This window comes from Streptomyces sp. NPDC001381 (genome assembly GCF_042895685.1).
GTDB lineage: Bacteria > Actinomycetota > Actinomycetes > Streptomycetales > Streptomycetaceae > Streptomyces.
In genome coordinates, this window is record NZ_JBIAWO010000006.1 from 211297 (window position 1) to 236714 (window position 25418).

The following is a 25418-nucleotide window of genomic DNA, read 5'->3' on the forward strand; positions in this document are numbered from 1 at the left end:
CCTTCAGCGTCCGGGAGCGGGTGGCGTGGCGACGGGTGCGTCGGCCAGGCTGTCGTGCACCATGGCCAGCAACTCCTGGTCTGTCAGACCGAGCTCGCGCGCCTGGCTGACGAGGCGGTGCACGGCCTCGTTGAGGCGGGCCTGGTCCGCGACGCCGGGCGCCGCGGTGACCACCGCGCCCCGGCCACGGCGCAGCTCGATCAGGCCTTCGTCACGCAGTCTCTGGTAACCGCGCAGAACTGTGTGCACGTTGACGCCCAGCGACTCGGCGACCTGGCGGGCAGGCGGCAGCCGTTCACCGGGGGCCGCCGTGCCGTCGGCGATCGCCCCGCGTACACAGGCGGCGATCTGCTCACCCAGCGGTACCGGAGAGCCGGGATGCACCCGAAACAGCATCCCTACGCTCGCTCCCCCGCGTGACGGTTCACCAGGCCGTTGAGCAGCGCGGCCGCGGTGGTCGAGTCGTCGACGGTGACCACGTACTCACGTCCTCCCACCGTACGGACCGAGAGGGACTCCCCCGAACGCAGCACCACGCCCCGCCGCTTGGGGCGGATCCGGTATCCCCAGCCGCCGAAGTCCCCCATGGCGTCGACCTGGACGCCGGCGGCACTGACGATGCTGCCGAGCGGCAGGGCCAGCCGGGGTCTGGGGAGGACCGTGGAGGCGACCGTGAGTCCGCGCCGGTCGACGGTCACCCGCACGCAGGCGAACGGTGCGCACGCCAGGCCGAGGACGAGCGGCGGCAGTCCCGCCTGCCAGGGGCCGAACGCCACGGCGAACAGCCCGCCGAGCGTAACGGCGCCGGCCGGGAACAGCAGTGCGTGGGAGACGACGGTGCGGCTCCAGGCCGCGACCTCGCCGTCGGCCAGCGCCAGCGAAGGGGCCGGCGGCGTGGGCGCCGGGCGCGGCCCGGCACTCATCAGCCACCAGGCAACCGCTCCGGTGGCCGCTCCCGCGAGCAGCAGCACTGCCACATGCCATATCGGCAGGTGCGCCTCAGCGGGGTCGTGGGCCTCCGTGTTGACAAGGACGGTGAAGACCAGCGGATATCCGAGCGTGACAGCCGTGCCGGCGCCGACCGCGGTGGTCAGCCTCGACCCCGGGCTCTCCTTGGACACCAGGGTCAGGACGGTGAACAGCAGCCCGAGCCCGACGAGCAGGCCACCGCCGAACCACAGCGCGGCGGGCCGGCTCATGAAGCCGTCAGCCCTGCCGTCGCCCGAGAAGTGGGTGGCGATCCGCCCGGGCAGCCGGTCGTAGCTCGCCAGGAAGACACCGACGTACGCGGCGGTGGCGATGCCGAACGGAACGGCCGTCAGGACCCATCTGCGGACGACGGTCATCTGTCCCCCTCACCTCATTGTTCTCATTGAAGTAGAACAATGACACCCTACGTCAGGACCGCCCGCCCGCACGACCCTCGTGAGCGTCCCGACGACGGCGGCCTCGGGACCAGAGCCCCCATGCCGTACGGTCGTTGCGCCCACATCCGCCTGCTTGTCGTGGGGGCCGGCAGGTCGCAGCGCCGGTACGCCGCGAGCCACAGGCCCAGAGCGGTCGTCAGGACCGTTGCGGCGGCGCCGCGGGAGCCCACATCGCCGGAGGACAGGCCGACCACCACGGCGATCATCGTGATCGTCGCGCAGATGCGCTCCTTGAGGCGGGCTGCCAGCACACCGGCCGTCGTGCCGGGCGGCACATCCGCCCGTCGGTCGTCCGCCACCTGACCCCCCTCGTCTGTCACGGGACGCAGGTCGCACGTCCCCGCCCGGCCATCGCGGCACGCGCGGTGTGCGGTACCCCGGTCACGGACACCAGCATGCCTCGGGCCGTGGCCCCAACCCGGCAACCACGAGCGCGCGGTCGGAGCTGTTTCGGGCGCGGGCCGTCCGGGCTGGGAGCGGCCGTGTCCGGCATGGACGGCCACAGCACCCCTCCACCTCTTGGCGGCACCGGTGACAGGCCGCGCCGGGGGATATCCCCCTTCCGGTCCTGGGGCGCACCCGATCGCGCCCCGGCGGCGGCGAAAATAGCGTTCGGCCATGACTTCGACTCTGCGAAAGCACCTCGCGACGGCGCTCGGCGTCGCCACGCTGCTCGCCGCCGATGTGGGTGCCGCTGTCGCCCAGCCCGCTGGTCCGTCCCCTGTGGAGCAGTTACGCCAGGACACCGCGGCGATCCACGCCCTCGGCATCAGCGGTGTGCAGGCCCGCGTGATCGCGCCCGACGGTCGGCAGTCGGTCGCCACCAGCGGCACCGCCGACCTGACCACCGGCCGCCCGGTCCCCTCCGACGGCTACTTCCGCATGGCCAGCACGTCCAAGACGCTGGTCGCCACCGTGGTCCTCCAACTGGAGGCCGAGAGCAGGCTGTCCCTGGACGACACGGTCGACCACTGGCTGCCCGGAGTGGTGCGGGACAACGGCAACGACGGCAGCCGCATCACCGTGCGCCAACTCCTCCAGCACACCAGCGGCATCCACGACGACCTGCCCGGATACACCACGCCGGAGGAGTACTACCAACAGCGCCACGACGTCTACGACCCCGGGCAACTGGTCGCCCGCGCCATGGCCCACGCGCCCGACTTCCCGCCGGGCGAGGGCTGGACGTACTCCAACACCGGTTACGTCCTGCTCGGCATGATCATCCAGAAGGCCACCGGGCACCCCGCCCACCAGGAGATCGAAGACCGCATCCTGCGCCCGCTCGGCCTGGACCACACCCGGTGGGCCGGCACCTCGCCCGCCCTCCCCCGGCCGCATGCCCAGGCCTATCAACTCTTCGGCCCAGGCTCCCGGGTGGACGTCACCGAGCAGATACCGGTGGACTACGAGAACCTGTCGTTCGTGACGACCACGCGGGACGAGAACGGCTTCCTCCGCGCGCTGCTCGCGGGCCGCCTGCTGCCTGCGCGTCAGCTGGCCGAGATGAAGCGGACCGTCCCCGTGAGCGCGGAGGTCCAACAGCTCTGGCCCGGTGGCCGGTACGGGCTCGGCCTGGTCGAACGACCCCTGAGCTGCGCGGGAACCTACTGGAGCCACGAGGGCGGTGACGGCGGCTACATCACCCTCAACGGCGTCACCGACGACGGCCGGCGAAGCGCCGTGGTCTCCATGTCCGAGGCGCGCGGCGACACCCTGGAGCACATCGTGGACCAGGAGAACGCGGCCAGCGCCCTGATTGATCACGCCCTGTGCGCCCCGGGGCTCCAGCACCGGTGAGCTCACCGCGACACTCGCACCGCTCAGGAGCGTAAGCGCCTGACGGGGCCCATGAATGGCTCGGCCCGACACTCCGGAGATCACCGCGCGAAGGTGGCGGCGCTGTACTGGGAGGCGTTCGGCCGCAAGTTGGCCCCGGCTCTCGACCCACCCGACGTGGGGCGCGCGTTCATCGCGGCCCATCTGCACCACGACCGCGGTGTCACCGCCGTCCTCGCCGGCCGGGTGGTCGGTGTGGCCGGCCACCGGCTCGGCGGCCGCGCGCTGACCGGCGGGAACGTGAAGGACGTGCTGTCCGCCTACGGCCTGTTCCGGGGCCTGCCCAGACTGGCGGTCCTCGCTCTCTTCGAACGCACCCCCGCCGCAGGTGAACTCGTGATGGACGGCATCGCCGTCGAGGCAGCGCACCGGGGCCCCGGCATCGGCAGCCTTCTCCTGCGGGAGATCACAGCCGTCGCCGCCGACCACGGCTGCCACCGGATCCGCCTGGACGTCATCGACGTCAACCCCCGCGCCAGGGCGCTGTACGAACGGCACGGCTTCACCGCCCACCGCACCGAGCAAACCCCTTACCTGCGCCGCCTGATGGGTTTCGGCGCGGTCACCACCATGCACCGCCCGGTCACCGCGGCGGAGACGACGAGCGAGCGGAAGGCGCCATGAACAACACCACCCCCGCCCCCGCCGAGGGACGGACAGGGGGCCGGACATCCCCACCCGGCTGCTCGTGCACGCCCTGGTCCGCGAGGACGGCACCGTCGACGCCGGCGAGCTCTACACCATCGCCCACCTCCTCGGCATGACCGACCAGCAGATCAGGCTGTGCGTCAAACACCTCGTCGCCGAAGGCCGGTTCACCCAGGAAGGCCGTGGCCGCAAGGCCACCCTCCGCGCCGTGGCCGACGTCACCGGATCCCTGGCACCCGACGCCGCCCACGTCCGCCACGCCTACCGGCAGGACGCAGGCCTCGCGTCCCGGGACGGCACCTGGCACCTCTTCGCCTTCGCCATCCCCAAATCCCGCCGCACCGCCCGCGACTCCCTGCGCGAGCAGCTCCTTCCTCGGAGGCCGGCGACGACCCCGCAGACCGTCTGCCGATCCGGGTGTTCGACTGGGGTCGTCCGCTGGACCGCGCCGAGCCCTTCATCGCCGCTCTGGGGCCGGATCCCGCCGCTGTCCGGTGGGATCCGGACGCATGGCCCGCGGTTCCCGGAGCGGGACTGGACGCGATCTCGCAGAAGTACGCGTACCTCACGCTGACCGTGAATTCCCGGGACCTCTACCAGGACGAGCGCTCGCAGGACCACACCGTCCACGTGCACGTCCGGGACCGGGACGGCGACCAGTCGGCCCGCGTCCACCGGCTCGCCGATCAAGTGGGGGGCCGGTTCACGGGCAGAGTGGAGCCGGCGCCTCTGTAGCCCCTCGGCTGATGCCTACGCCGGCCGCGGCGAGGGCATCAGCGAGTCGCTTACGGCAGCAGGAGTCTTCCGAAAGGAACAGGCGTCCGGCGACTTCGGCCACGTCCCGTGGATCAGCTCGAGCCGGGGGCAGACCCGCCTCCTCGAAGACGCGGGCGAAGACCACGCCTGCGCTGACCGCGGTGCGGGGGTCCGGCTTGAGGACGACCGCGTTGCCGAGCGCGAGCGCCGGGGCGACCGCCCGCACGGCCAGGACGATCGGCACGTTGAACGGGGCGATGACACCGACCACCCGACGGGAACGCGGCGGGCGAACGACAGCCGCTGCTGCCCGGAACGCAGCAGCTCACCGTAGGGCGCCCCGGCCAGGGCGGCGGCCTCGTGACACTCCTCCGCGCCACCGCTGCCGACCTGCATGGCCGCGAACGGCCGGATCGCACCGGACTCCCGTACCAGCCAGGTCTCGATCTCCTGCTGGTGTTCCTCGAACAGGCGCGCGGCGCGGCGCAGGACCGCGGCGCGGTCGGAGTAGGGGCGGGCGGCCCACTCCCGCTGGGCGCGTACCGCTCGCTTCACCGCGTCGTCCACGTCGGCCGGTGTGGCGGTGCCGACGCTGCCGAGGGTCTTGCCGGTGGCGGGCTCGACGGCGTCGTACGCCTCGCCCGAGCCGTTGATCCACTCACCGGAGAAGATCCGGCCTTCCCAGGTGCTGTTGTCCAGAAGAGTCATGGTGTCCCGTTCCATGTCGGAAGGTGGTGCGGCGAGGTCCTCGGGGCCGGCGCTCAGGCGCTGGAGAGCGGCTTGACGGAGGACGAGGTACTGGTGGTGGGGGTGGCGGGGGCCGCCTCCGGGGCGGACGTGCCGAGGGCCATGGCGTCGGAGGCCGCGGTGTGCCGCAGGGCGAGCGCGGCGATCACCGCGCCTGCCAGCGCGGCGCCGGCGCAGAGGTACATACCGAGGTCCAGACCCGATTCGAGGGCCTCGCGGGCGAGCGGGGCGACCGTGCGTGACAGGCTGCCCAGGTCGGCGTTGGCGGCGGCGAGTGCGCCTCCTTCGGAGTTGACGGCCTGGGCGGCGCCCAGGGCCTGTGGGGGGAGGCCGGAGGAGTCGAGCTTGTCGGCCAGGGCGCCGCTCGCCATGCCGAGTGCGACGGCGCCGGTGACCGCGGGGCCGAGGGCCTGCCCGGTCTCGCGGACGAGGCTGGTGACGGCGCTGGCCATGCCGGCGTACCGGATGTCGACCGTGCCGACGGCGACGGCCGTCAGCGAGGAGAACATCGTGATGAAGCCGACTCCCATCAGCAGGATCGGTCCGGTCATCGACGCGAGGCTCGTCGCGTCGCCCGGCAGCAGCGCCATCCAGAGCTCTCCGGCGGCGAGCGAGAGCAGTCCGCCGACCAGCAGGGTGCGGGGGTGCACGCGCTGGAGCAGCTTCGGCAGGACGGGGGTGAGCAGCAGCGGGACGGCCTGGATGAGAGCGAGGGGCAGGGCGGCCCGCAGCGGGGAGACGTGGTGGACGTTCTCCAGCTTGATGCTGAGCGCGTAGGCGGTGCCGATGAAGCCGAACAGGGCGAGCAGTCCGATGGCGGCGGCCGCGGCGAAGGCCGGCGTCCGGAACAGGTCCAGGCGCAGCATCGGCGCCCGTGACCTGCGCTCCACCACGAGGAACGCCGTGAAGGAGGCGGCGGCGAGGACGAAGGCGAGCACGATGCGGGGCTCGGAGTAGCCGTCGCCCGCGCCCTCGATGACGGCGTAGAGCAGGGCCAGCAGGGACACGGCGATGGTGATCTGGCCGGGCCGGTCGAGGCCGCGGTCGGCGGTGGCCTGGCGGGAGTCGACGATGTGGCGACCGCTGACGGCCGAGGTGACCAGGCCGAGCACCGCGAGCGGGACGAAGGCCCAGCCCCAGTGGGCGTGTTCGGCGATGAAGCCGCTGATCAGCGGGGCGATCATGGCGCCGAAGGCGAGGCTGAGCGCCCAGTACGACAGGGACCTGGCGCGGGCGGCGGGCTCCCGGGTGCCCGTGACGATCACCGCCAGCGAGGAGGGGAAGATCGCCGCGGCGCCCAGGCCGGCGACCGCCTGGCCGGCGATCAGCTGGGTCATCGAGCCCGCGGTGGCGACGACCAGGCAGCCGGCCGTGATGAACAGCCCGCCGAGGACGAGCAGGCGCTTGCGTCCGAACAGGTCGCCGAGGACGCCGAAGTTCAGCTCCAGGATGGCCGTCGGGAGGATGAACGCGGCCGGGATCCAGGCCAGGGCGGCGGCCGACGCCCCGAGGTCCCGCTGGATCTCACCGATGAGCGGGGAGGCCAGGGGGATGCCGATCTGAGCCACGCAGATGGCGAGGCAGGCCGCCATCAGCGTGCCGCGGCTCAGCGGAGCGGGGGTGTTCTGGGAGTGCGTGCGGCTCTCGGCACCGGGATCGGTCATGAGGGATGCCTCCTGTGGTGCTCGGTGGACGCCGTCGGCTGAGCGACGCCCGGACTCATGTCCCGCATAGTCGGACGATGAGTTCACTGAGCAGGACCGTGCACCGCACACTTCCCCCGAGTCAAGAGGCTTGACGGTAGAAATTCGGCGATCGACGCGCCATCCACCGCTGGGTAGTCCTGATTAGCATTTATCCAGTCCTGAATATGGAGACACCATGAGTATCACTGGTCTCGGACACACCGGCTTCTGGGTCGACGACCTCGAGAAGATGCGCGACTTCTACAGCCGGGTCCTCGGGCTGACCGTGACCGACGAGGACGAGGAACGGCGCATCGTGTTCTTCTCGTCCCGCCCGGACGAGGAACACCACGAATTCGTGCTCCAGGAGGGCCGGACCGCGCCCGCCGGGAGCAGGCTCACGCACCAGGTGTCCTGGCGGGTGGACTCGCTGGAGTCGATCATCGACTTCCACCACCGGTTCCGCGCCGAGGGCATCGAGGTCCAGCAGGAGGTCACCCACGGCAACGCGATCGGGATCTACTTCTTCGACCCCGAGGGCAACCGCAACGAGGTCTACCTGCGCATCGAGCGCGACGTGCGCCAGCCGTTCCGCAAGACGCTGAACCTCGACCAGTCCCCCGAGGAGGTCCTCGCCGAGGCCGAGCGGCTGCTGACCGAGGGCGGCCCCGCCCACCAGCCCGTCCAGTGATCCACGGCCCGCGACGGAGCACCCTTATGCCAGAACCACAACCGGCCCCGCGGCCGGGTTCCCCGTCCCACCACCGGCCCGCGGTCCTGGTCGTCGGCGCCGGCCCGACCGGTCTGACCGCCGCCCACCTGCTCGGCTCCCGGGGGGTCCGGGTGCTGCTGGTCGAACGCAACGCCCAGCCCGACCTCGAACGGGTGCTGTGCGAGCAGCTGCGCCGCCTCCCCGGCGTCGACGTCCGCTTCGGCACCCGGCTGACGAACCTCACCCAACATCCCGACGGGGTGCGGGTCACCCTCCGGAGCGGCGGCGAGGACGGGCCCCGTCGAGGAGGTGGACGTCTCCTACGTCCTCGGCTGCGACGGCGGCCGCAGCACCGTACGCGACCTGCTGTCCGTCCCCATGCAGGGGCGCAGCTTCCCCGAGGTGTGGCTGGTGGCCGACACCCTGGACGACACCCACGACCAGCGCTACGGCATGCACCACGGAGACCCCGGGCGGCCCGTCGTCGTCGTGCCGGGCCAGGGCGGCCGCTGCCGCTACGAGTTCCGGCTCAAGCCGGGCGAGTGCGAGGCGGGCACCCCGCCCCCGTTCGAGCTGGTGCGTCAACTCCTGCTCCCCTATCGGGAGATCACTCCCGAGCAGGTCGAGCGCGCGGTCGCCTACAGCTTCCACGCGCTCCTGGCCGACCGGCTGCGCGACGGCCGCTGCTTCCTGCTCGGCGACGCCGCCCACATGATGCCCCGTTCGCCGGGCAGGGCCTCAACTCCGGTGTCCGGGACGCGGCCAACCTCTGCTGGACGATCGCCGAGGTCCTGACGGGGAGGGCCGGCGACGCCCTGCTCGACACGTACGACACCGAGCGCCGCCCGCACGCCCGGGCCGTGATCGACCTCTCCGTCCGGCTCGGCCGGATCGTCATGACCACCAGCCGCCGCCGCGCCCGGGTGCGCGACCTGCTGGTGCGCACCGCCATGCGCACCCCGCCCGGACGCCGGTACCTCACCGAGATGCGCTACCGCCGAGACCCGCGTGCGCTCAGGAGCCGTCGTACGCCTCGACGGCCCGCACCGGTCACTCGTCGGCGCGCCGCTGCCCCAGCCCCGTGTGCTGCGCGCACCCGGGCACGAGGTCTCCCGGCTCGACGACGTCCTCGGCCGGGGCTGGAGTCTGCTGGGGACCGGCGTGACCGACGCCGACTGGGCGACCGTCACCACCGTCCGGCCCGGCCTTCCGGATGCCACCCGGGTGGACGTCTGTCTCGACGACCGTGCTCCGCGGGACCACGTCGGCCGCACGGGGATCGCCGACGCCGACGGCCGCCTCGACGCCCACTTCGCCGGGCTGGCCGGCCGCTTCGTCCTCGTGCGCCCGGACCGGCTGGTGGCCGCCGTGTTCACCCCCGACCGAGCAGGGGACGTGGCCGCGCGGTTGCGGCGCTCGACCGGCGGCGCCGGGGACGGCACCTCCGCGGAGCCGGCTGCCCGTCCTTCCCGTCCCGAACCCCAAGTCAAGCCCCACATCCAGGGAGTACGCCCATGAGGCTCAGCACCGTCCGTCCCGAGGACGGAGACGGCGCCACCACCGCCGCCCTGCAGGACGGCGACGAGTTCGTCCTGCTGCCGTACAGCGACGTCGGCGCCCTGCTCGCCACCGGCGAGGACTGGCAGGAACGGGCTGCCCGGAGCGGCGACCGCGTCCCGCTCGACCGGGTGACGCTCGCCCCCGTCGTCCCGCACCCCAACAAGATCGTCTGTCTCGGCCTCAACTACGCCACCCACATCAAGGAGATGGGCCGCCCGACGCCCACCCATCCACCCTGTTCGCCAAGTACGACGGCTCCCTGATCGGCGCCCACGACGACATCCACATGCCGCCGGTCAGCGACGACCTCGACTGGGAGGCCGAACTCGGCGTCGTCGTCGGCCGCCCCGGCCGGCACATCCCCCGCCGCCGGGCCCTCGACCACGTCGCCGGCTACACCGTCGCCAACGACGTCACCGTCCGCGACTGGCAGCACCGCACCCGCGAGTTCCTCTCCGGCAAGACCTTCGAGGCCACCACCCCCGTCGGGCCCACGCTCGTCACCTCCGACGAACTCCCGTCCGGCGCCTCCGGGTTGACCATCTCCGGCAGCGTCGACGGCCACACCATGCAGAAGTCCAACACCGCCGACCTGCTCTTCGGCGTCGCGGACGTCATCGCCTACGTCAGCACCGTCATCACCCTCGGGCCCGGCGACCTGATCCTCACCGGAACCCCCGGCGGCGTCGGTGCCGGACGCGATCCCAAGGTCTTCCTGCGACCGGGCCAGGAACTCCTCACCTCCGTCGAAGGCATCGGTGAACTGCGCAACGCCGTCGTCAAAGACAGCCTGTGACCGCGTGAAGGGCACCCGTTCCGGGAACCCACGCCGAGCGGCTACAGTGTCCGGCATGTCAGGAACAGCGTCCCCCAGCTATCGCGAGCGCAACTCCACCGCCGATCGGGCGCTGGACATCCTGACCATGTTCGACGACACGCATCTCGTCGTCTCCGGCACCGCGGTGGCGGAGCGGCTCGGCGTCGCACGGTCCACCGCGTACCGCTATCTCCAGAGCCTGGTGGCCGGGCGCTTCCTCGAGGAGGCTCCCGGCGGCGGGTTCCGGCTCGGCCTGCGGGTCCTGGAGATCGCGCGACTGGCGCGCCGCAGTTACGGCCTGTCCGAGGTCGCCCTGCCGTCGATGCAGGAACTCGCGGAGGAGGTGCGCGAGACCGTCCTGCTCACCCGCCGCACCGGGGACCTGATCGTCTGCGTCGACCGGGCCGAGAGCGGAACCCGCGCGGTGCGGATCTCCTACGAACGCGGCAGCACCCTGCCGCTCAACGCCGGCGCCTCCGCCCTGGTCCTGCTCGCCTGGAGCCCCGAGGACGAGGCGCGCCGCCTGCTGGAGACGGCGGAACTGCGCCGCTTCACCCCGGCCACCCTCACCGACGTCGACGCCCTGATGGAGCGCCTCGCCCGGATCCGCCGCCTCGGCTACTCGGTCACCCGCGGCGAACTCGACCCCGATGTCGTGGGCATCGCCGCCCCCATCAAGGCCCCGAACGGCCAGGTCACCGCGGCGGTGAGCGTGGCGGCCCTCGCTTCCCGCGTCTACCCCGAGGCGGAGGCGGAGTTCGCCCAGAAAGTCCGGGCCACGGCGAGCGAGATCAGCGAACGCCTGGCCCTCACCACCGACTGAGGCGCTCGCCGTGCCGCACGTGTCCCGCGCCGCGGGCCCCATGGCGCCCGCGTGGGGCCGGGACGTCCGAGCGGGGCCCCGGTCAGTTCCCGGCCGGAAGCACCAGGCGGAACGTGCACCCGGGACCCGCTCCGGTGTCGACTTCGAGGCGGCCGCCGTGGCCCTGGGCGATCGCCGTGGCGATGGCGAGACCGAGGCCGCTGCCGCCGTGGTCACGGGAGCGGGAGGGGTCGACGCGGTAGAAGCGTTCGAAGACCCGCTCGGCCTCCTCCGGCGGCAGTCCCGGCCCCTGGTCGGCGACTTCGATCACACGGATCGGCGTGCCCGTGGTCAGCGGCGGTGAGCCGCCGGCCCGGCCGGGCCGGTCGGTACCTCCTGCCGTCGCTCCCGCGTGGGCCGTACCCACGCGTACGTCGACCGGAGTGCCCGGCGGGGTGTGGACCAGCGCGTTGGACACCAGGTTGTTCACCACCTGGAGCAGCCGGTCGGGATCCCCCACCGTCTCCACGACCTCGAATTCGGAGTCCCCGGCTTTCGCGCCGAGCGGGCTGAGGGTCACCCGGTGCCCGCCCCCGCTCCGTACGGCCGCCGCGCTCACCGCGTCGGCCGCGAGGGACAGCAGGTCGACGGGGACGCTGCGGTAGGCGGGCTCCTGGTCGAGCCTGGCCAGCAGGAGCAGGTCGTCGACGAGGTGGTTCATGCGCTCCGCGTTCCGGGCGACCTGTTCGTCGGCTTCCCGGCGCTGTGCGGCGGGGCGGTCCGGGTGGCGCAGGGCCAGCTGGGCGAAGCCCTGGACGGAGGTGAGGGGCGTGCGCAGCTCGTGTCCGGCGTCGGCGACGAAGCGACGCAGCCGGGCCTCCGAGAACTCACGTTGGCGCAGGGCCTGTTGGAGGCGGTCGAGCATGTCGTTCAGTACGGTTCCGAGGCGGCCGGTCTCGGTGCGCGGGTCGGTGTCGGGCAGCCGCAGGCTCAGATCCCCCGCGGTGATGTCCTGGGCCGTGTGCTCCATCCGGGTCAGCGGAAGGAGGCCGAGGCGGACGACCCACCGGCCGACGGCGATCAGCCCGACCACGGTCACGCCGAAGACGACCACGTTGAGGGCGAGCAGCTTCGACATGGCCCCCTCCACGGTGTCGAGCGGCAGGGCGACCACGAAGGTGGTGCCGCCGAACCGGGTGTCCTTCCACAGCACGCGCCAGTGGCCGTCGCCGGACTCGGCCGGGACGGTGGCCTCACGCCCCTTTTCCAGGGGGAGTTCGCTGGTGCCCGACGGGAGCGCCGGACCCGGTTTCGTCCCGCCGCCGAGGGTTCCCCACGCCCGGCCCGTGGCGTCGTAGAACGTGATCCGGAAGTCGGAGGGCAGGGTGACGGAGTCCGGGGGCGTCCTGGTGGGCAGCCCGGCCTCGTCGGCGAGGGCGCGGTCCGGGAGGGCGAACTCGGTCAGCTGCTGGTCGACCCGGTTGAGCAGCCAGGAATGCAGCACGAAGAAGCCGATGGCCTGGGCGGTGAGCACCGCGGTCGCGGCGAGCAGGGTGACGCCCCACACCAGCCGCCCGCGCAGCGACCGGGGGCGGCCGCGGATCACCGGTCCGTCCCCGCGCGAGGCAGACGCAGACAGTAGCCGACGCCGCGCACGGTGTGCAGCAGGGGCGGGTCGAAGCGGTCGATCTTGCGGCGCAGGTACTTGACGTACGTCTCCACGATGCGGCTGTCGCCCGCGAAGTCGTAGCCCCAGACATGGTTGAGGATCTTGGTCTTGCTCAGGACCCGGTTGGTGTTCTCCATGAGGTAGGTGAGCAGGTTGAACTCGGTCGGTGACAGCGGGATGTACTCACCGGCCCGGTGGACCTCGTGGGCGTTCTCGTCCAGTTCCAGGTCGGCGAAGCGCAGGATCCCGCTGTCGGCGCTCTCCCCGTCGACGAGGCGTGCGGGGTCCGTCCGCCGCAGGATGGCGCGGATGCGCAGCAGCACCTCCTCGATGCTGAACGGCTTGGTCACGTAGTCGTCGCCGCCCGCGGCGAGGCCCGCGATGCGGTCGGCGACCTCACCGCGGGCCGTGAGGAACAGCACCGGCGTCCGCACACCCGCGGCGCGCAGGCTGCGGGTGACCTCGTAGCCGTCCAGGTCGGGCAGCATCACGTCCAGCAGGACCAGGTCGGGGCGCAGCCCCTCGATGTCCCGCAGGGCGTCCCGTCCGGTGGCGGCGGCGGCGACCGCGTAGCCGGACAGCCGCAGCGCCGATTCCAGCAGCATCCGGATACCGGGATCGTCCTCGACCACCAGAAGCCGGTACGGGGCCGGGGCGGCGGGTGGTTCGGGCATGGTGCGGTGTCGTCCGTTCTGCCGTTGGGGCTGCTTGGCGTGCCGCTACTTGGCGGCGCAGTCGTACAGGGTCGTGCCGGTGAGGCCCATGATGCCGCCCGCGGCCGCGCCGCCGCCGCCGGAGCCGTCGGAACTGCCTGTGCCGCCGTACTTCTCGGCGGGCACCTCGGCGCAGTGCTCGCCGATCCATGCCGACCGCTGGGAGGCCGCGCCGCCCTTGCCGCCCATCAGGGCGCCCATGCCGCCGGAGGCGCCGGAGCCGAGGACGTACCGCAGTTCGCCGTTCTTGGTCCACTTCCGCAACTGCTGGACGGAGGGTGCGTTGTCGGAGCCGGTGAAGCCGCCCATCCCGATGACCGTGCTGTCGCTGTTCAGGATGAAGGTGGCCGCGCCCTGGGCTCCCCCTTCGACCGCGAGGGTGATGCGGGCGCCGTCGGAGTGCTCGGCGGCGTAATCGAGGATCTTGCGCTGGTCGGAGGTGAGCGTCGTGGCACCGCCCGGTCCGCCGAAGCCGCCTCGGCCGCCCGAGCCGCTGCCGCCGCCGGTGCCCGGGAAGGAGGGCATGGCGCCCCCTGCGGAGCCCGAGCCGCCGCCGCTCCCGCCGGGCATCCCGGGCAGGTCGGTGGGCATCCCCGAAGGCATTCCTGAGGGCATTCCTGAGGGCATCCCCTCGGGCAGCTCGCCCGAGGATCCGCCGGGCATGCCGGACCCGCCACCGCCGAAGCCCTCGGGCAGCTCGAACCCCTCGGGCAACGCGCCGCCGTCGCTTCCGCCGAACGGCGTCGTCGCCGGCCCGGCCGTGGGGTTGGCTCCGCCCATCGCCGTCCCGGAGCCGCCGGTCACGCCCACCGCCCACGCGGCGGGCGCGAGCAGCACCGCCACCAGCGCACCGCCCAGGGCGACCGGGACCAGCCGCGCCACCCGCCCCGCGGCCGTCAGCAGTCCGACGGCGATCAGCCCCAGCACCAGCACCAGCCAGGCCAGCCACCCGTGCCAGGACGGCACCCGGCGGATCACGACCACGGCCCAGACGACGGTCACCAGTACGGTCCCGGCGCCGACGGGCAGCGCCCAGCGCGCCCCGGCCCGGTGCGCCCTTACCAGCGCGGTCGCCAGTCCTGCGGTCAACGCGGCCACGGCGGGGGCGAGTTGGGTCGTGTAGTACGGGTGGAAGATGCCCTCCTGGGTGGAGAACACCAGCCCGCACACCACCAGCCAGGTCCCCCACAGCACCCATCCCGAACCCGCCAGGGCCTCACCCGCCGAGCCGCTGCCGCGCCGGCGCAGCACCGCTGCGGCCACGGCGACGGCCAGGGCCACGGCGCTCGCCGGCAGCAACCAGCTGATCTGTCCCGCCACCTGGTCGTTGAACATCCGCAGCAGCCCGGCCTCACCGCCGAAGCCGCCGGCGAAGTTGCCCATGCCGCCACTGCCCGCGCTCTCGCCGAAGATCCGGCCGAGCCCGTTGTAGCCGGTCACCAGGTCCCAGGCGCCGCCGTCGGTGCTGCCGCCGATGTACGGCTTCTCACCGGGCCACCAGGCGACCGTCACCACCCACCACAGCGAGGACACCGCGCACACGGCGCCGGCGGTCAGCAGCCGCCCGGCCCGCGCGAGCCAGGTCCCCCGCGCACCCACCAGCCAGGCCGCCGCGAGGGCCGGCAGCACCATCCAGGCCGCCATCATCTTCGTGAGGAACCCGCAGCCGACGAGGAACCCGCCGGCGCACAGCCACCAGGTGGAGCGCCGGGCCGTGCCGGACTGCAGGGCGCGGGTCACGGCGTAGGCGGCGGCCACCAGGAACAGCACCAGCAGGGTGTCGGGGTTGTTGTCCCGGTTGATGGCGACGGTGATCGGGGTCAGCGTCATCACCAGGGCGGCGAGCAGTGCCGCGCCCTCGCCCGCCCACCGCCGGACCGTACGGTGCAGCACGAGGACGGCGGCGACGCCCTCCACCGTCTGGGGCAGGATCAGCGCCCATCCGTGCATCCCGAAGATCTTGCTGCTGACGACCTGCGGCCAGAGTGCCGCGGGCGGTTTGTCGACCGTGACGACTCCGGCCGGGTCGAAGGAGCCGAACAGGAAGTTCGTCCCGTCGCGGCCCATCGACTTCACCGCGGCCGAGTAGTAGCTGTTGCCCCAGCCGAGGGAGCCGAGGGCCCAGCCGTAGAGCAGCGCGGCGAGGAGCAGGATGCCGCCCAGGGCGGCGGGGGCCGCCCAGCGTGGCAGGGCACGGCTCGTGACGGGGAGACGCAGGACGGGGGCCCCGTGCGCCTCGGTGGTGGAGGTCATGGTGAGTTTCGCTCTCGGGGAGTAGGAGGTCAGGAGGCGCTGCGGCGGAAGACGGCCCGGCGCAGCACCGGGAAGCGCAGGGCGGTCACCAGGACCGCGGAGGCGGCGAGGACGCGTGCCTCCGCGGCCGCCGGGTCGTCCGGCACGGCGTCGCGGAACACCGGGACCGCGGCCGAGGTGACGAGGCACCGACCACGAACACGCCGTCGGCCTCGGTGTTCAGCGGGGTGAGCACGAGGAGCGTGCCGAAGTCGGCCGCGGCCGGCTGCCACCAGCCGCGCGGGAACCCGTACGGGAGGGCACGCCCGGCGGGCAAGGCGATGCCGATGAGCACGGGTCGGCCGGTCTGGCGGCCGGGTGGGGAGCGGCCGACGTCTGGGGCCAGGACGGCGTCCGGGTGTCCGGCGGCGGGTACGGGGCGGCGGGGCACCGGGACGCGGGCACGATCGCGCCCTCGCCGTGGGCCGCGAACGGTCCGGGGAACTGCCCGGCCTCGGCGTCCTCCACCTGGAGCGCGAGGGCCGGGGCCTCGCACCGCGCACCGCCCGGGGCATGAGCGACGCCGGCATCGTCGTCCACATGGGCGTCGGCCCGTCCACCGGCCCGGACGGACCGCTCCCGCTGGTCGCCCCGCCGGCCGGCGGTCACCGCGACCTCGCCGTCGGCAGCCGCCTCGCCCCCGGCGCCCGCACCGTGCGCGGCCCGCGTCGCGAGCTGATCTCCGGCTGCGACGACGGCCTGCGCACGCACGACGCCGGTGTCGTCCGCCACGGTGATCCGCCAGGGGTACGGCACCTGGTCACGCGGTCGGGCGTGGGGGGCGCGGATGCAGCCGGGCGGAGCCCGTTCCTCGTCATGACGGGGATGACGATCTCGACGGTCGGCGTGTACGTGGCGGTCGAGCCAGGGACGTCGGCCCGCGACGCCGGCGGTGAACGCCGGGCCGTGGACGGACTGCTGCTGGTGTGCGTCATGGAGTCCTCGAGCGGTGGGGGTCGGTGGGGCGGCGCCCGGTCGCGCCCACGCCCTCGTGGTGCGCCGGGGTCGACTCTGACCGGCGCGCCAGGGGAAACGCGGGGAGAAAGCTGGGAATTGACGGGGAGTCCGCTGTCAGTCCGCCCGCCGGCAGGCGGCGGTGGACATCGCCGATCCTGCTCGCCGTGTTCACCTGGTGGCAGACCCGCTCCACCCACCCCCTGCTGCCGCTGCGGGTCCTGCTCGACCGCAACCGCGGCGCCTCCTTCGTCTCCGTCCTGATCATCGGCGCCGGCATGTTGGACCGGCCTGGCCTTCCTGCCCATGGCCGCCGGGCTCATGATCGCCTCCACCCTCGCCTCCACCGTGCTCGTCCCGCGGTTCGGCCCCAAGCCGGTGGTGCCACTCGGCATGGGCATCGCGGCCGCCGGCATGTTCTGGCTCACCGGCCTGGACCTGACCAGCGGCTACGTCACCGACATCCTGCCGCCGCTGATCGTGGCGGGCCTCGGTCTCGGCCTGGTGATGTCCCCGGCGATGAGCCTGGCCACGGCCGGCGTGGGCGCCGAGGACTCCGGCGTCGCCTCCGCCGCCGTCAACACCATGCAGCAGGTCGGCGGCTCCCTGGGCACCGCCCTCCTCAACACCCTCTCCACCACCGCCGTCACCAACTACCTCGACGGCAGGAACCCCGAGGACCCGATGGTCCTCGCCCAGGCCGGCCTGGAGGGCTACTCCACCGCCTACTGGTGGTCCGCCGCCTTCTTCGCCGCCGGCCTGGTCATCAGCGTCCTGCTCTGCCGCCGCGGCGTCCCGGCCACCGACCCCGACGCGGCGCCCGTCGTCCACATGTGACCCCTGACGGGCCCGCGACGGCCCCGACCGGGCCGGCACAGGTGCGGCCCGAGTGGTACCGCGGTGCCCGAGGCGAAAGGGTCCCGCCCGTGATCGAAACCCATGAGGCCGGCGGCCATGTACGGCGGTGACGTCACCGCCGTACCCCGCGACGCCGGGCCCGGCTGGATCGTGGACGTCGTGCTCGACGTCCCCTTTGCGCCACCTTGCCGGCATCGGGAGAGCCTCTGCCATGACCACCGTGCTGATCGCCGACGACCAGCCCCTCCAACGCATGGGGTGCCGCATGCTCCTGGAAGGCACCCCCGGCCTGACGCCGGTCGGCGAGGCCGGGCACGGGGCCGAGGCGGTCCGGATGGCCGCCGAACTCCGCCCCGACGTCGTCCTCAAGGACATCCGCATTGCGGTCCACTCAGTCCCCCGGGAGGGGATCCACGAAGACCGCGGTGATCTCGATGAGGCGTATGAGTCCTCCGGGGACGATGACGTAGTCCGCGTCCGAGGGCTGCGGGCGGTCCTCGCCGGGGCCGCGGATCGAGATGGGGTGGTGCAGTGCGATGTCGCGGTCGTCCGTGCCCCGCTCGTCGGAGACCATGTGTCCGCGGCCGTACACCAGTGTGCCGTCGTCCATCAGCACCCGCACCTCGGGATCGGCCTCGCTGCGCCGGGGCTTGAGGAGTTCGGCCCACACGGTACCGGGCGCGGTGGACCAGCTGCTCGCGCCACTGCGGCGGCCGCGCAGCTCCCCCAGCACGATGCAGGTGAGCGTGCTGAGGGTGAGGACGAGCAGGCCGGACCGCACGAGGTCCCAGGCATGGGAGCGGGCGTAGGCCGTTCCGGACAGGGCGCCGTCGAGCGGGGCGAGGCCCGGCAGGTGCTCGGCGAGGGCCAGGACGCCCGCCGCCGAGGCCAGTGTCGCGAAAGTGCCGACCGTGAACAGTTCGGCGATCTCCCGTGCGGCGCCCGGGCGTTCGCGCAGGCCGTGCCGCTCGTAGCGGACGAGGTAGAGATAGCCGGGGACGGCCGCGTACAGCAGGGCCACGACTCCGGCGAGGCTGGAGGGCATGGACGGTCACCCGGCGGGTGGGGGTGTGGGCGGGGCCGGCGGGGAGGGTGGGGCGGGGCGGCGGCGGTCGACGGGCTGGTACCGGCCTTTGACGACGCCCAGGGGGCGGTCCTCGCCCGGTTCCGTGTCCTCGCCCAGCAGGTCCGCCAGCGCCTCGGCGTCCTCTTCGGCCGGGAGCGCCGGTGATGGCGGCCGCGGCTCCGTCTCGTCCGTCATCGTCGTCCTTCCCGCTCGTCGTCGAGCGTCCTCGTCGTACTCCGGGGGGTGGTGGTCACCTTGCTCCATAGGCCGTCAGGCCGGCCCACTTGTCGGTCTGCTCAGGTGAGTCGTCCGTGTCCAGCAGTTCCACTGCGGCCCCTCGGGCGGCTTCGAGCGGGGCGCTGCCCCGGCAGCGGTGGTAGATCCACCGGGAGCTGTGGTGGATCGCCGCCCTCGACCACATCGGGAAGGGGCTGGCCAGGACGAAGCCCGCGCCCGCCTCGTGGAAGGCGTGGACCAGTGCGTTGGCGACGTCACCCGCCAGTTCGAGGGGGTGCGGCGTCCGGGGTGCCGGACCGGCGAGCGCCCCGTGCCCGCCGCTGCGGTCCGCCGTGGCGCGCAGTCCGGTGCCGCACGCGATGAGCAGCACCTCCTGGAAGCACATCCGGCTCATGAGGACTTCGCCTGTTTCGAGCAGGTCGTCGGCCATCTGCACGCCGGCGCCGAAGGGCGCGTCGGGGGCGGGCAGACCGTGGGTGATGATCTGGAGCACGTCCGTACGGCCGTGGACGGGCGGCCCGGAGTTCAGCAGGCCCCGCAGCGTCGCGGCTGTGGCGTGGCGGCCGGTGACCGGTTCCTGGCGCAGCCGGTGCTCTCCCAGGAACCGGGACAGGCGGTGCACCGCCCGCGACACCTCTGGGAGCGGCTCTCCGTCGGGCTGCTGGTCGACGCCCAGCAGTGTGGCACGGACCGGTCCGTCGGGGCGGTGGTCCAGAAGCGGTACGCAGGACAGGTTGGGGACGATGCCGAGGGCCGTTCCCCGGATCACATGGCGGTCGTGGTGGCGGACGACCGTCCAGGGCAGGGCGTGCAGGCGTCCGTGCGGGGACAGCAGACACGTGCCGCTGTCCGCGATCTCGTCGGCGAAGGCCGGGGGGATCAGGTCGGCGAGACCGATGCCGTGGCGACCCCAGAAGTCCAGGCGGGCGCCGTTCTCGTGGAGTGCGCGCCGGTGTGCCTCCAGCGCGTCGAGGGTGCCCTTCTCCAGCCGGCGGACGCCCGTGTCGAGCGTGCCGTCCGGCCTGGCCAGCAGGGCCAGGATGCCGTCGGGGCGTTCGTACAGGCTCAGGGCCACGCAGCGGCCGGGATTGCTGCCCGGGGCCGCGGTGCCGTAGGAGGCCAGGAAGCGGGTGAGCCGGTCCGGGTCGAAGGGCGGGTCGTCCCTGATGAGGTGCCAGCGGGGATCGGTCGCACGGATTCGGGTGAGCAGCTCGGCTCGCTCGACGCGTATCCGGTCGGCTTCCTTCGGAGAGCCGTGTCGCTCGGTGTCCGCGATCCGTTCGGTCAGTTCGGCGAACGCGGCGTGGTCCGCTCCGGTCCGTGCGTCCTGTCCGGTGATGTCGGACGAGGCGTCCGATCCGCTCCGCGCGTCCGAGCGGGCCAGGGAGAGCCGAGCCGCGAAGGCGCGGGCCTTGAGCAGATCGGTGACGACGGCGCCCAGCCGTGCGTCGCCGGTCTCCACGGCGAAGGCCAGCGCCTCGTCGAGCAACGGCCGGCGAAAGCGCAGGTGCAGCGTGTCGAAGCGGTGGCCGAGCGGCACGCGCAGCACCCGGTCGAGGGCGAGGGCCATCTCGTGATAGGCGCGCGCCGCACCGGCGCGGTCCGCACGGTGGCGGTGGGTCCGCGCACGCTCGGCGTGCAGGCCGGCCGCGAGGGAGTCGTCGGGATGGCCGGCCGTGTGGCGCGCCCCGCGGTCGCACCAGTGCAGCGCCTGTTCCCACCACCCGTCCGCCTTCGACAGCCGGGCCGCCTCGGCACGCATACGGCAGTATGCGGCGCCGCGCACCGACCGCAGCTGGGCCCGCATCGAGCTCCGGTCTGCGGCGTGGGCGTCCTCGTCCTCGAACAGCGGGGCGGCCAGATCCAGCCGCCGGTGTGCCTCCGCCACCGCGCCGCGGTCGAGCGCGCAGCGGGCCAGCTGCAGCAGTCCCGCTTCCGGCAGACCGGACGCCGTGTACAGCGGCATGCCCCTCAGATACGCCTGCTCGGCCTCCTCCGGCCGGCCGGTGTCCCGCAGCGCGCCGGCTTTCACATCCAGCAGCCGGAAATAGACGGTGGACGCCTGGAGCAGCCGGGCGGCCGTCGCCGGTCCGGTACCGCCGCGCGCGAGGTGGGCCGCGAGGGGGCGCATCGCCACGGGGTCGCCCGCGTCGATCGGCCCGTCCGGGAGGACAGCCGCGAGTTCTCTCTCCAGCGGTGCCAGCACCTCCAGGGCGGTCTCGGCGTCGTACAGCCGGTACAGCGCCTCGGCCCGCAGCACCCGCAGGTCGCCGTACGGGGCGGGCGGGGTACCGGGCTGTGGCCGGGAAGGCCCCTCCGGCAGGCGCGTGGCCTGGTCCACGAGCGCCAGGGCCTCGCTGACCCGGCCCTCCTGAAGCTCGTACTGGGCCCTGTCCGCCAGGAAGTTGCGCAGGTGGTCCGGGGCGGCGTGGGGCGTGACCTCCTCGGCCTGCGCCCAGTGCTCCTTCACCTGCCGGTAGGTAAGGGCTCGGCCCTGGTGGGTGGTCGGCTCACGGCCGTAGGCGTCCAGAAGGACGCCCGCGATGTCGCTCGTCCGCACCGGGCCGGGTGCGCCGCCGCCGGGCCGGTCCAGCACCGCCAGGAGCCGTCGTCCCAGGGCGGTCAGCTCCTGGAAGAGCCGGCCGGTCGGCTGTCCCGCGTCAGCCGCCTGCCAGTACTGCGCCCGCAGTTCGAAGAAGCGCGTGGCGAGGTCGTGGAGTTCCACCATGTGCCCCCGAAGTCCCCCCGGTGTTCCCGGCATCCGGCGCCGACGGTCCACCGGATGTCCCCCCGTGCCTGCCAGGTCCCCTGGAGGATCCGTCTGTTCAGCTCTGCAGGACCGAACCGGGCGACCACCGTACGACCGCCGTGCCCGTGAGGGGAACCGTCGCCGGGAGCCGCCGGAGCGCACGGCGCGGCAGCGCGCGCTCCCCTCCTGGCGCCGTGTGCCCCGCGGAGCGCGGTGCTGCGCACGGCATCCCTCGCACGCACGGCGAGTGCCCGTGCGCAACCGGCGGCGGTCCCCGTCGGATGCCCGGCGCCTCACGCGGTCACGGCGCTAGCGAAGGGTCTGCAGCACCTCGATCACCTCCTGCGCACGGGTTTCGGGGTTGACGAAGGCCATGCGCAGGACCGTCGCGCCGTTCCACCGGGTGGGCACGCACAGGATGGTTCCTGTCGCGGCGGCTCGCGCGGACCATTGCGCGTAGTCCTGCGCGTTCCATCCCGGCCGTTCGAACAGGACGACGGACAGCTCGGGTTCGGTCACCAGGCGGAGGTGGTCGGCGGCTCGTACGGCGTCGGCGACCTGCCGGCTGGTCGTCAGGGTCTGTTCGACGGCGGTCGCGTACCGGTCGGTGCCGTGGACGGCCAGGCTGAACCAGAACGGCAGGCCGCGGGCGCGGCGGCTGAGGTGGAGGGCCAGGTCCGCGGGGTTGTGGACGTCGCGGTCGATGGCGTCGAGGTAGTGCGCCGACTGGCTGTGCGCGGCGCGTGCCGGTGCGGGGTCCCGGTAGAGCAGGGCGCAGCAGTCGTACGGTGCGAACAGCCATTTGTGGGGATCGACCACGAAGCTGTCGGCGCGTTCGATGCCGTGGTAGCGGTGCCGCACGCTGGCGGCGGCCAGGCCGGCCCCGCCGTAGGCGCCGTCGACGTGCAGCCACACGCCGTGGCGTCGACAGGCGTCGGCGATGGAGTCGAGGTCGTCGACCAGGCCGGCGTTCGTGGTCCCCGCGGTCGCCACCACGGCGAAGACTCCGTCGGTGGCGTCGAGGACGGCGTGCACGGCGGCTCCGGTGAGGTGCCCGTGCCGGTCCAGCGGCGCGGTGACCACCTCGGCGTCCATGGCGCGCGCGGCGGAGCTGATCGAGGAGTGCGCGCTCTCGGCGCACACGACCTTCCAGCCGTCCACCGGGCGGGGCCGCGAGGCGGCGGCAGCGGCACGGGCCGTGACGAGGGCCGAGAGGTTGCCCGTGGTGCCGCCGCTGACGAAGCATCCGGCGGCGGTGGCGGGCCATCCGAGCAGCCGGGTGAGCCATGCGAGCGCCTCGTTCTCCGCGTGGATGGCGCCCGCTCCGGCCTCCCAGGTGCCCGCGAAGATGTTGGCCGCCCCGGTGACCGCTTCGAAGGCGAGTGCGGCACGGGTCGGGGCCGCCGGGATGTAGGCGAGGTTCATCGGGCCACTCTGGGCGCGGGTGGCGGGCGCCAGGACCTGGTCGAACAGTTCGAGGGCGGCGGTGGCGCCGATGCCCCGGGCGGTGACGGCCGTGCCGGCCGCCCGGGCCAGGTCGGCGGCCGGCCGGGCTGCCGACACCGGGTCGGGAGCCTCCTTCAGCCGCTGCCAGGCGTAGTGCACGGCCGCCGCCACGACCTCGTCCTCGTCGCCCCACACCCGGCCGTCGGCGAGGGGGACGCCGTTCACTGCGATGTCATCGCGTTGCGCTTTCTGCATGGTCGGAACCTAGAAAGACCGATCAGGATGCGCAATATCCAGCTATTTTCTTGCGCATAATGCTCAATACCATTCTCCGGATCGATGGCATACTGAGCATCATGCGAAACGTGGACCCCGTCGACGCCCGTATCCTCCTGGCGCTCGACGCCGACCCGCAGGCCACCACGGTGGCTCTGGCCGACCGGCTCGGCCTCGCCCGCAACACCGTGCAGAGCCGGCTGAAGCGACTCGAGGAGAGCGGCCGGCTGGGGGAACCCAGCCGGCGCCTCAGCCCCGCCGCCGTGGGTTATCCGCTGCTGGCCCTGATCACGCTGTCGATCAGTCAGCGCGTGGGGCAGCCCACCCACGAGGGGATCTCCCGCATCCCCGAGGTCGTCGAGCTGCTCGTGACCACCGGCGACGCGGACCTGCTCGCCCGCGTCGTCGCCCGGGACACCGACGACCTGCACCGCATCACCAACAGCCTGCTGGAAGTGCCCGGAGTGGTCCGGTCCAACACCGCCATCGTCCTGCAGGAGGTCCAGCCGCTCAGCGTCCGGCGACTGCTGGAACGGCACGCCGGCCAGTGAGACCGACCGCACCGTCCCGTCACCTCACCACCACGTCCGCTCCATGGACCGGACGTCACCGCCTGCGGCCGCGCATCGACCATCCGCTGCCGACGCCCGCCCCGTGCAGGGCCAGCACCATGAGACCGAGCAGCATCACGTTGGTCGAGGTGAACGTGTCGTTCGTGGAGATCTCGGCCGCGTTGATCAGAAAGGCGAAGAAGAACAGAATCGCAGAGATGATCGCCAGCATGGAGTGTGTCCGTCCCTTCGGCAGGTGCGGCCCTCGCACCGTGTGGAGTCCGGTTGCCCCGGCTCCTCGGCCCGTACGCCTCCGAGCACGGCTGCAGGGCCCGGACCAAGGGGGCGGACCTGCCTCAGGCCGTCCGTGAGAGGGCCCCCCGGTAGCTCTTCACCGCGTCCGCGTACGCTCGGGCGCTCGGCTTCGGGCGGCGTCGGAACGTCGCGCGGTCGACCTCGTGGAGGCCGAGCTGAGCGCCGTAGCCGAAGATCCACTCGAAGTTGTCCATGAGGGTCCAGTGGCAGTAGCCGAGGACGGGCGTGCCGGAGTGGACCTGGGCCGCGAGGCCGCGCAGGGCCGCGGGGATGAAGGCGGCGCGCTGTGCGTCGTGCGGGGTCTGGATGCCGTGTTCGGTCACCAGGACCGGTACCCGCGCCACCTCGTGGGCGTAGCGCACCGCGCCGGCGAGGGAGTCGGGTTCGATGACGGTGCCCATGCCGTTGAGCTCACCGTCGACATGCACCTCGCCGTCGGGGCCGTGGACGATGCGCTCGTAGTTCTGCACGCCGATGAAGTCGTCGTCGCGCGCCTCGCGCAGCCAGTGGTCGTACACGGCCGCGCGCTTGGCGTCGCGGCGTTCCTCGCCGCCCGGGACCGCCACTTCGTCGGCGATGGCGATGGAGACGCCGACGGGCAGGTCGCCGCGGCGGGCCTTGATCGCGTCGCGGGCGGCGCGGTGGGCTCGGGTGAACGCCGCCTGGAACTCATCCTGCCGGTGGGCGGGGATGACGTTCGCGCTGGCGTAGGTGTCGCTCCCCGCGGCGGCCGCGGCGGCGGCGAGCATCCGCGCCTTGAGCGTCTCCGCCTCGGGCGGCAGCTTCGCGCCCGCCTGCAGGAGCTGTTCGAGGTTGGGTTCGTTGAGGGTGACGGCGTAGGCGATGCGGTCGCCGAAGCGTGCCATGACGCGGTCGCACTGTTCGGCGAACCGTGCCGGGGCGTCGGCGGCGGTCCAGGACCCGGCTGCCGCGAACCAGTGGGGTGCGGTGAAGTGATTGAACGTCACGAGGGGCGCGAGTCCGCGCTCGAGGCAGCCGTCGACCTTGCGTTCGTAGTGGTCGAGTGCCTCGGCGGAGACGACACCGCGCTCGGGTTCGACGCGGGCCCATTCGACGGAGAAGCGGAAGGCGTTGAGTCCGAGTCCGGCGGCCAGGTCCAGATCGGTCTCCCACTGCTGGTAGCCCCGGCACGCCGGTCCGCTCGGCTCGCGGAACAGGGAGGGGGTGGTGTGCTCCAGGAACCAGGTGTCGCTGGCGCTGTTGTCGCCCTCGTTCTGGTGCCCCGCGGTCGCGACGCCCCACAGGAAGGTGTCGGGCAGGCCGAGGTGGGTCATGGGT

The 25418-nt window shown here is 73.0% G+C and carries 23 protein-coding genes and 6 pseudogenes; 14 read left to right on the top strand and 15 right to left on the bottom strand.

The genetic code is table 11. The features are described from left to right. Positions 1-3 precede the first annotated feature (3 nt). From ACFY2L_RS26855 to ACFY2L_RS26865, 3 genes are read right to left on the bottom strand one after another with little or no spacing between them, the layout of a single operon-like run. Positions 4-396 (bottom strand): GntR family transcriptional regulator, encoded by a 393-nt coding sequence (locus ACFY2L_RS26855; protein ID WP_390661625.1) that lies wholly within the window; start codon positions 394-396, stop codon positions 4-6. Positions 397-398: 2 nt separating this feature from the next. Further along, positions 399-1346 (bottom strand): DUF1648 domain-containing protein, encoded by a 948-nt coding sequence (locus tag ACFY2L_RS26860; protein WP_390823649.1) that lies wholly within the window; start codon positions 1344-1346, stop codon positions 399-401. A gap of 47 nt (positions 1347-1393) precedes the next feature. Beyond that, complete coding sequence (locus ACFY2L_RS26865; protein ID WP_390823650.1) at positions 1394-1726, bottom strand: hypothetical protein; 333 nt, start codon at positions 1724-1726, stop codon at positions 1394-1396. Between the two features lie 319 nt (positions 1727-2045). Between ACFY2L_RS26865 and ACFY2L_RS26870 the strand changes: the two genes are divergently transcribed. The 4 genes and pseudogenes from ACFY2L_RS26870 (at position 2046) to ACFY2L_RS26885 (ending at position 4649) form a co-directional block, all read left to right on the top strand. Continuing rightward, a complete protein-coding gene (locus ACFY2L_RS26870; RefSeq protein ID WP_390823651.1) occupies positions 2046-3227 on the top strand; it encodes a serine hydrolase domain-containing protein in 1182 nt (393 codons plus the stop codon). 93 nt (positions 3228-3320) lie between these two features. Then, a complete protein-coding gene (locus tag ACFY2L_RS26875) occupies positions 3321-3890 on the top strand; it encodes a GNAT family N-acetyltransferase (protein ID WP_390823652.1) in 570 nt (189 codons plus the stop codon). A 58-nt stretch (positions 3891-3948) separates the two neighbouring features. Beyond that, positions 3949-4287: pseudogene (locus ACFY2L_RS26880) on the top strand (transcriptional regulator); the annotation flags it as partial. Between the two features lie 203 nt (positions 4288-4490). After that, positions 4491-4649, top strand: a complete 159-nt coding sequence (locus ACFY2L_RS26885; RefSeq protein WP_390823758.1) for a hypothetical protein — start codon at positions 4491-4493, stop codon at positions 4647-4649. On the opposite strand, the pseudogene ACFY2L_RS26890 reads toward ACFY2L_RS26885, so the two are convergent. Both ACFY2L_RS26890 and ACFY2L_RS26895 read right to left on the bottom strand, forming a co-directional pair. Further along, a pseudogene (locus tag ACFY2L_RS26890) lies at positions 4618-5393 on the bottom strand (aldehyde dehydrogenase family protein). The gene ACFY2L_RS26885 and the pseudogene ACFY2L_RS26890 sit on opposite strands and share 32 nt — an antisense overlap. A 38-nt stretch (positions 5394-5431) precedes the next feature. Continuing rightward, positions 5432-7081: an MFS transporter gene (locus ACFY2L_RS26895; RefSeq protein WP_390823653.1), complete on the bottom strand. Its 1650-nt coding sequence runs from the start codon at positions 7079-7081 to the stop codon at positions 5432-5434. A 217-nt stretch (positions 7082-7298) separates the two neighbouring features. On the opposite strand from ACFY2L_RS26895, the gene ACFY2L_RS26900 reads away from it, so the two are divergent. The 7 genes and pseudogenes from ACFY2L_RS26900 to ACFY2L_RS26930 all read left to right on the top strand — a co-directional run bounded on the left by ACFY2L_RS26900 (position 7299) and on the right by ACFY2L_RS26930 (position 11014). Beyond that, positions 7299-7793 (top strand): VOC family protein, encoded by a 495-nt coding sequence (locus ACFY2L_RS26900; protein WP_390661620.1) that lies wholly within the window; start codon positions 7299-7301, stop codon positions 7791-7793. A 26-nt stretch (positions 7794-7819) separates the two neighbouring features. After that, a pseudogene (locus tag ACFY2L_RS26905) lies at positions 7820-8041 on the top strand (FAD-dependent monooxygenase); the annotation flags it as partial. Positions 8042-8123: 82 nt separating this feature from the next. Continuing rightward, a pseudogene (locus ACFY2L_RS26910) lies at positions 8124-8626 on the top strand (FAD-dependent monooxygenase); the annotation flags it as partial. A 196-nt stretch (positions 8627-8822) separates the two neighbouring features. Continuing rightward, entirely contained in the window at positions 8823-9332 is a 510-nt protein-coding gene (locus tag ACFY2L_RS26915) for a hypothetical protein (RefSeq protein ID WP_390823759.1), read from the top strand. After that, the gene (locus ACFY2L_RS26920; RefSeq protein WP_390823760.1) at positions 9329-9637 is read left to right on the top strand and encodes a hypothetical protein; all 309 of its coding nucleotides are present in this window, start codon (positions 9329-9331) and stop codon (positions 9635-9637) included. Before ACFY2L_RS26915 ends, ACFY2L_RS26920 begins: the two co-directional genes overlap by 4 nt. Then, positions 9637-10170 (top strand): fumarylacetoacetate hydrolase family protein, encoded by a 534-nt coding sequence (locus ACFY2L_RS26925; RefSeq protein WP_390823751.1) that lies wholly within the window; start codon positions 9637-9639, stop codon positions 10168-10170. The genes ACFY2L_RS26920 and ACFY2L_RS26925 overlap by 1 nt, the downstream gene beginning before the upstream one ends. Before the next feature lie 55 nt (positions 10171-10225). Continuing rightward, complete coding sequence (locus ACFY2L_RS26930) at positions 10226-11014, top strand: IclR family transcriptional regulator (protein WP_390823654.1); 789 nt, start codon at positions 10226-10228, stop codon at positions 11012-11014. 82 nt (positions 11015-11096) lie between these two features. On the opposite strand, the gene ACFY2L_RS26935 is transcribed toward ACFY2L_RS26930, so the two are convergent. Genes ACFY2L_RS26935 through ACFY2L_RS26950 form a run of 4 tightly spaced genes read right to left on the bottom strand, consistent with a single transcriptional unit; the run spans position 11097 to position 15789 of the window. Beyond that, a complete protein-coding gene (locus ACFY2L_RS26935; protein WP_390823655.1) occupies positions 11097-12599 on the bottom strand; it encodes a sensor histidine kinase in 1503 nt (500 codons plus the stop codon). Beyond that, entirely contained in the window at positions 12596-13336 is a 741-nt protein-coding gene (locus tag ACFY2L_RS26940) for a response regulator transcription factor (protein WP_390823656.1), read from the bottom strand. Before ACFY2L_RS26940 ends, ACFY2L_RS26935 begins: the two co-directional genes overlap by 4 nt. 45 nt (positions 13337-13381) lie before the next feature. After that, positions 13382-15628 (bottom strand): glycosyltransferase family 39 protein, encoded by a 2247-nt coding sequence (locus tag ACFY2L_RS26945; RefSeq protein WP_390823657.1) that lies wholly within the window; start codon positions 15626-15628, stop codon positions 13382-13384. 29 nt (positions 15629-15657) lie between these two features. After that, positions 15658-15789, bottom strand: coding sequence for a hypothetical protein (locus ACFY2L_RS26950; RefSeq protein WP_390661615.1), 132 nt, complete (start codon positions 15787-15789; stop codon positions 15658-15660). Between the two features lie 987 nt (positions 15790-16776). Between ACFY2L_RS26950 and ACFY2L_RS26955 the strand changes: the two are divergent. Beyond that, positions 16777-17458, top strand: a pseudogene (locus ACFY2L_RS26955) (MFS transporter); the annotation flags it as partial. A gap of 286 nt (positions 17459-17744) precedes the next feature. Continuing rightward, positions 17745-17801, top strand: a pseudogene (locus ACFY2L_RS26960) (hypothetical protein); the annotation flags it as partial. A 69-nt stretch (positions 17802-17870) separates the two neighbouring features. Here ACFY2L_RS26960 and ACFY2L_RS26965 read toward each other — a convergent pair. The 4 genes from ACFY2L_RS26965 to ACFY2L_RS26980 form a co-directional block, all read right to left on the bottom strand. Further along, positions 17871-18524, bottom strand: coding sequence for a DUF6338 family protein (locus ACFY2L_RS26965; RefSeq protein WP_390823658.1), 654 nt, complete (start codon positions 18522-18524; stop codon positions 17871-17873). A 6-nt stretch (positions 18525-18530) separates the two neighbouring features. Continuing rightward, a complete protein-coding gene (locus ACFY2L_RS26970) occupies positions 18531-18740 on the bottom strand; it encodes a hypothetical protein (protein WP_390661613.1) in 210 nt (69 codons plus the stop codon). 55 nt (positions 18741-18795) lie between these two features. Next, positions 18796-21510 carry a CHAT domain-containing protein gene (locus ACFY2L_RS26975; protein ID WP_390823659.1) on the bottom strand — a complete coding sequence of 905 codons (2715 nt, stop codon included), beginning with the start codon at positions 21508-21510 and terminating at the stop codon, positions 18796-18798. 330 nt (positions 21511-21840) lie between these two features. Continuing rightward, entirely contained in the window at positions 21841-23232 is a 1392-nt protein-coding gene (locus ACFY2L_RS26980) for a pyridoxal phosphate-dependent decarboxylase family protein (protein WP_390823660.1), read from the bottom strand. Positions 23233-23333: 101 nt separating this feature from the next. Here ACFY2L_RS26980 and ACFY2L_RS26985 point away from each other — a divergent pair, with 101 nt between their 5' ends. Further along, positions 23334-23804 (top strand): Lrp/AsnC family transcriptional regulator, encoded by a 471-nt coding sequence (locus ACFY2L_RS26985; RefSeq protein WP_390823661.1) that lies wholly within the window; start codon positions 23334-23336, stop codon positions 23802-23804. A 55-nt stretch (positions 23805-23859) separates the two neighbouring features. Here the strand turns inward: ACFY2L_RS26985 and ACFY2L_RS26990 are convergent, their stop codons facing one another. Then, entirely contained in the window at positions 23860-24036 is a 177-nt protein-coding gene (locus ACFY2L_RS26990; protein ID WP_390661609.1) for a hypothetical protein, read from the bottom strand. Between the two features lie 124 nt (positions 24037-24160). Further along, entirely contained in the window at positions 24161-25414 is a 1254-nt protein-coding gene (locus ACFY2L_RS26995) for a family 1 glycosylhydrolase (RefSeq protein ID WP_390823662.1), read from the bottom strand. Positions 25415-25418 lie beyond the last annotated feature (4 nt).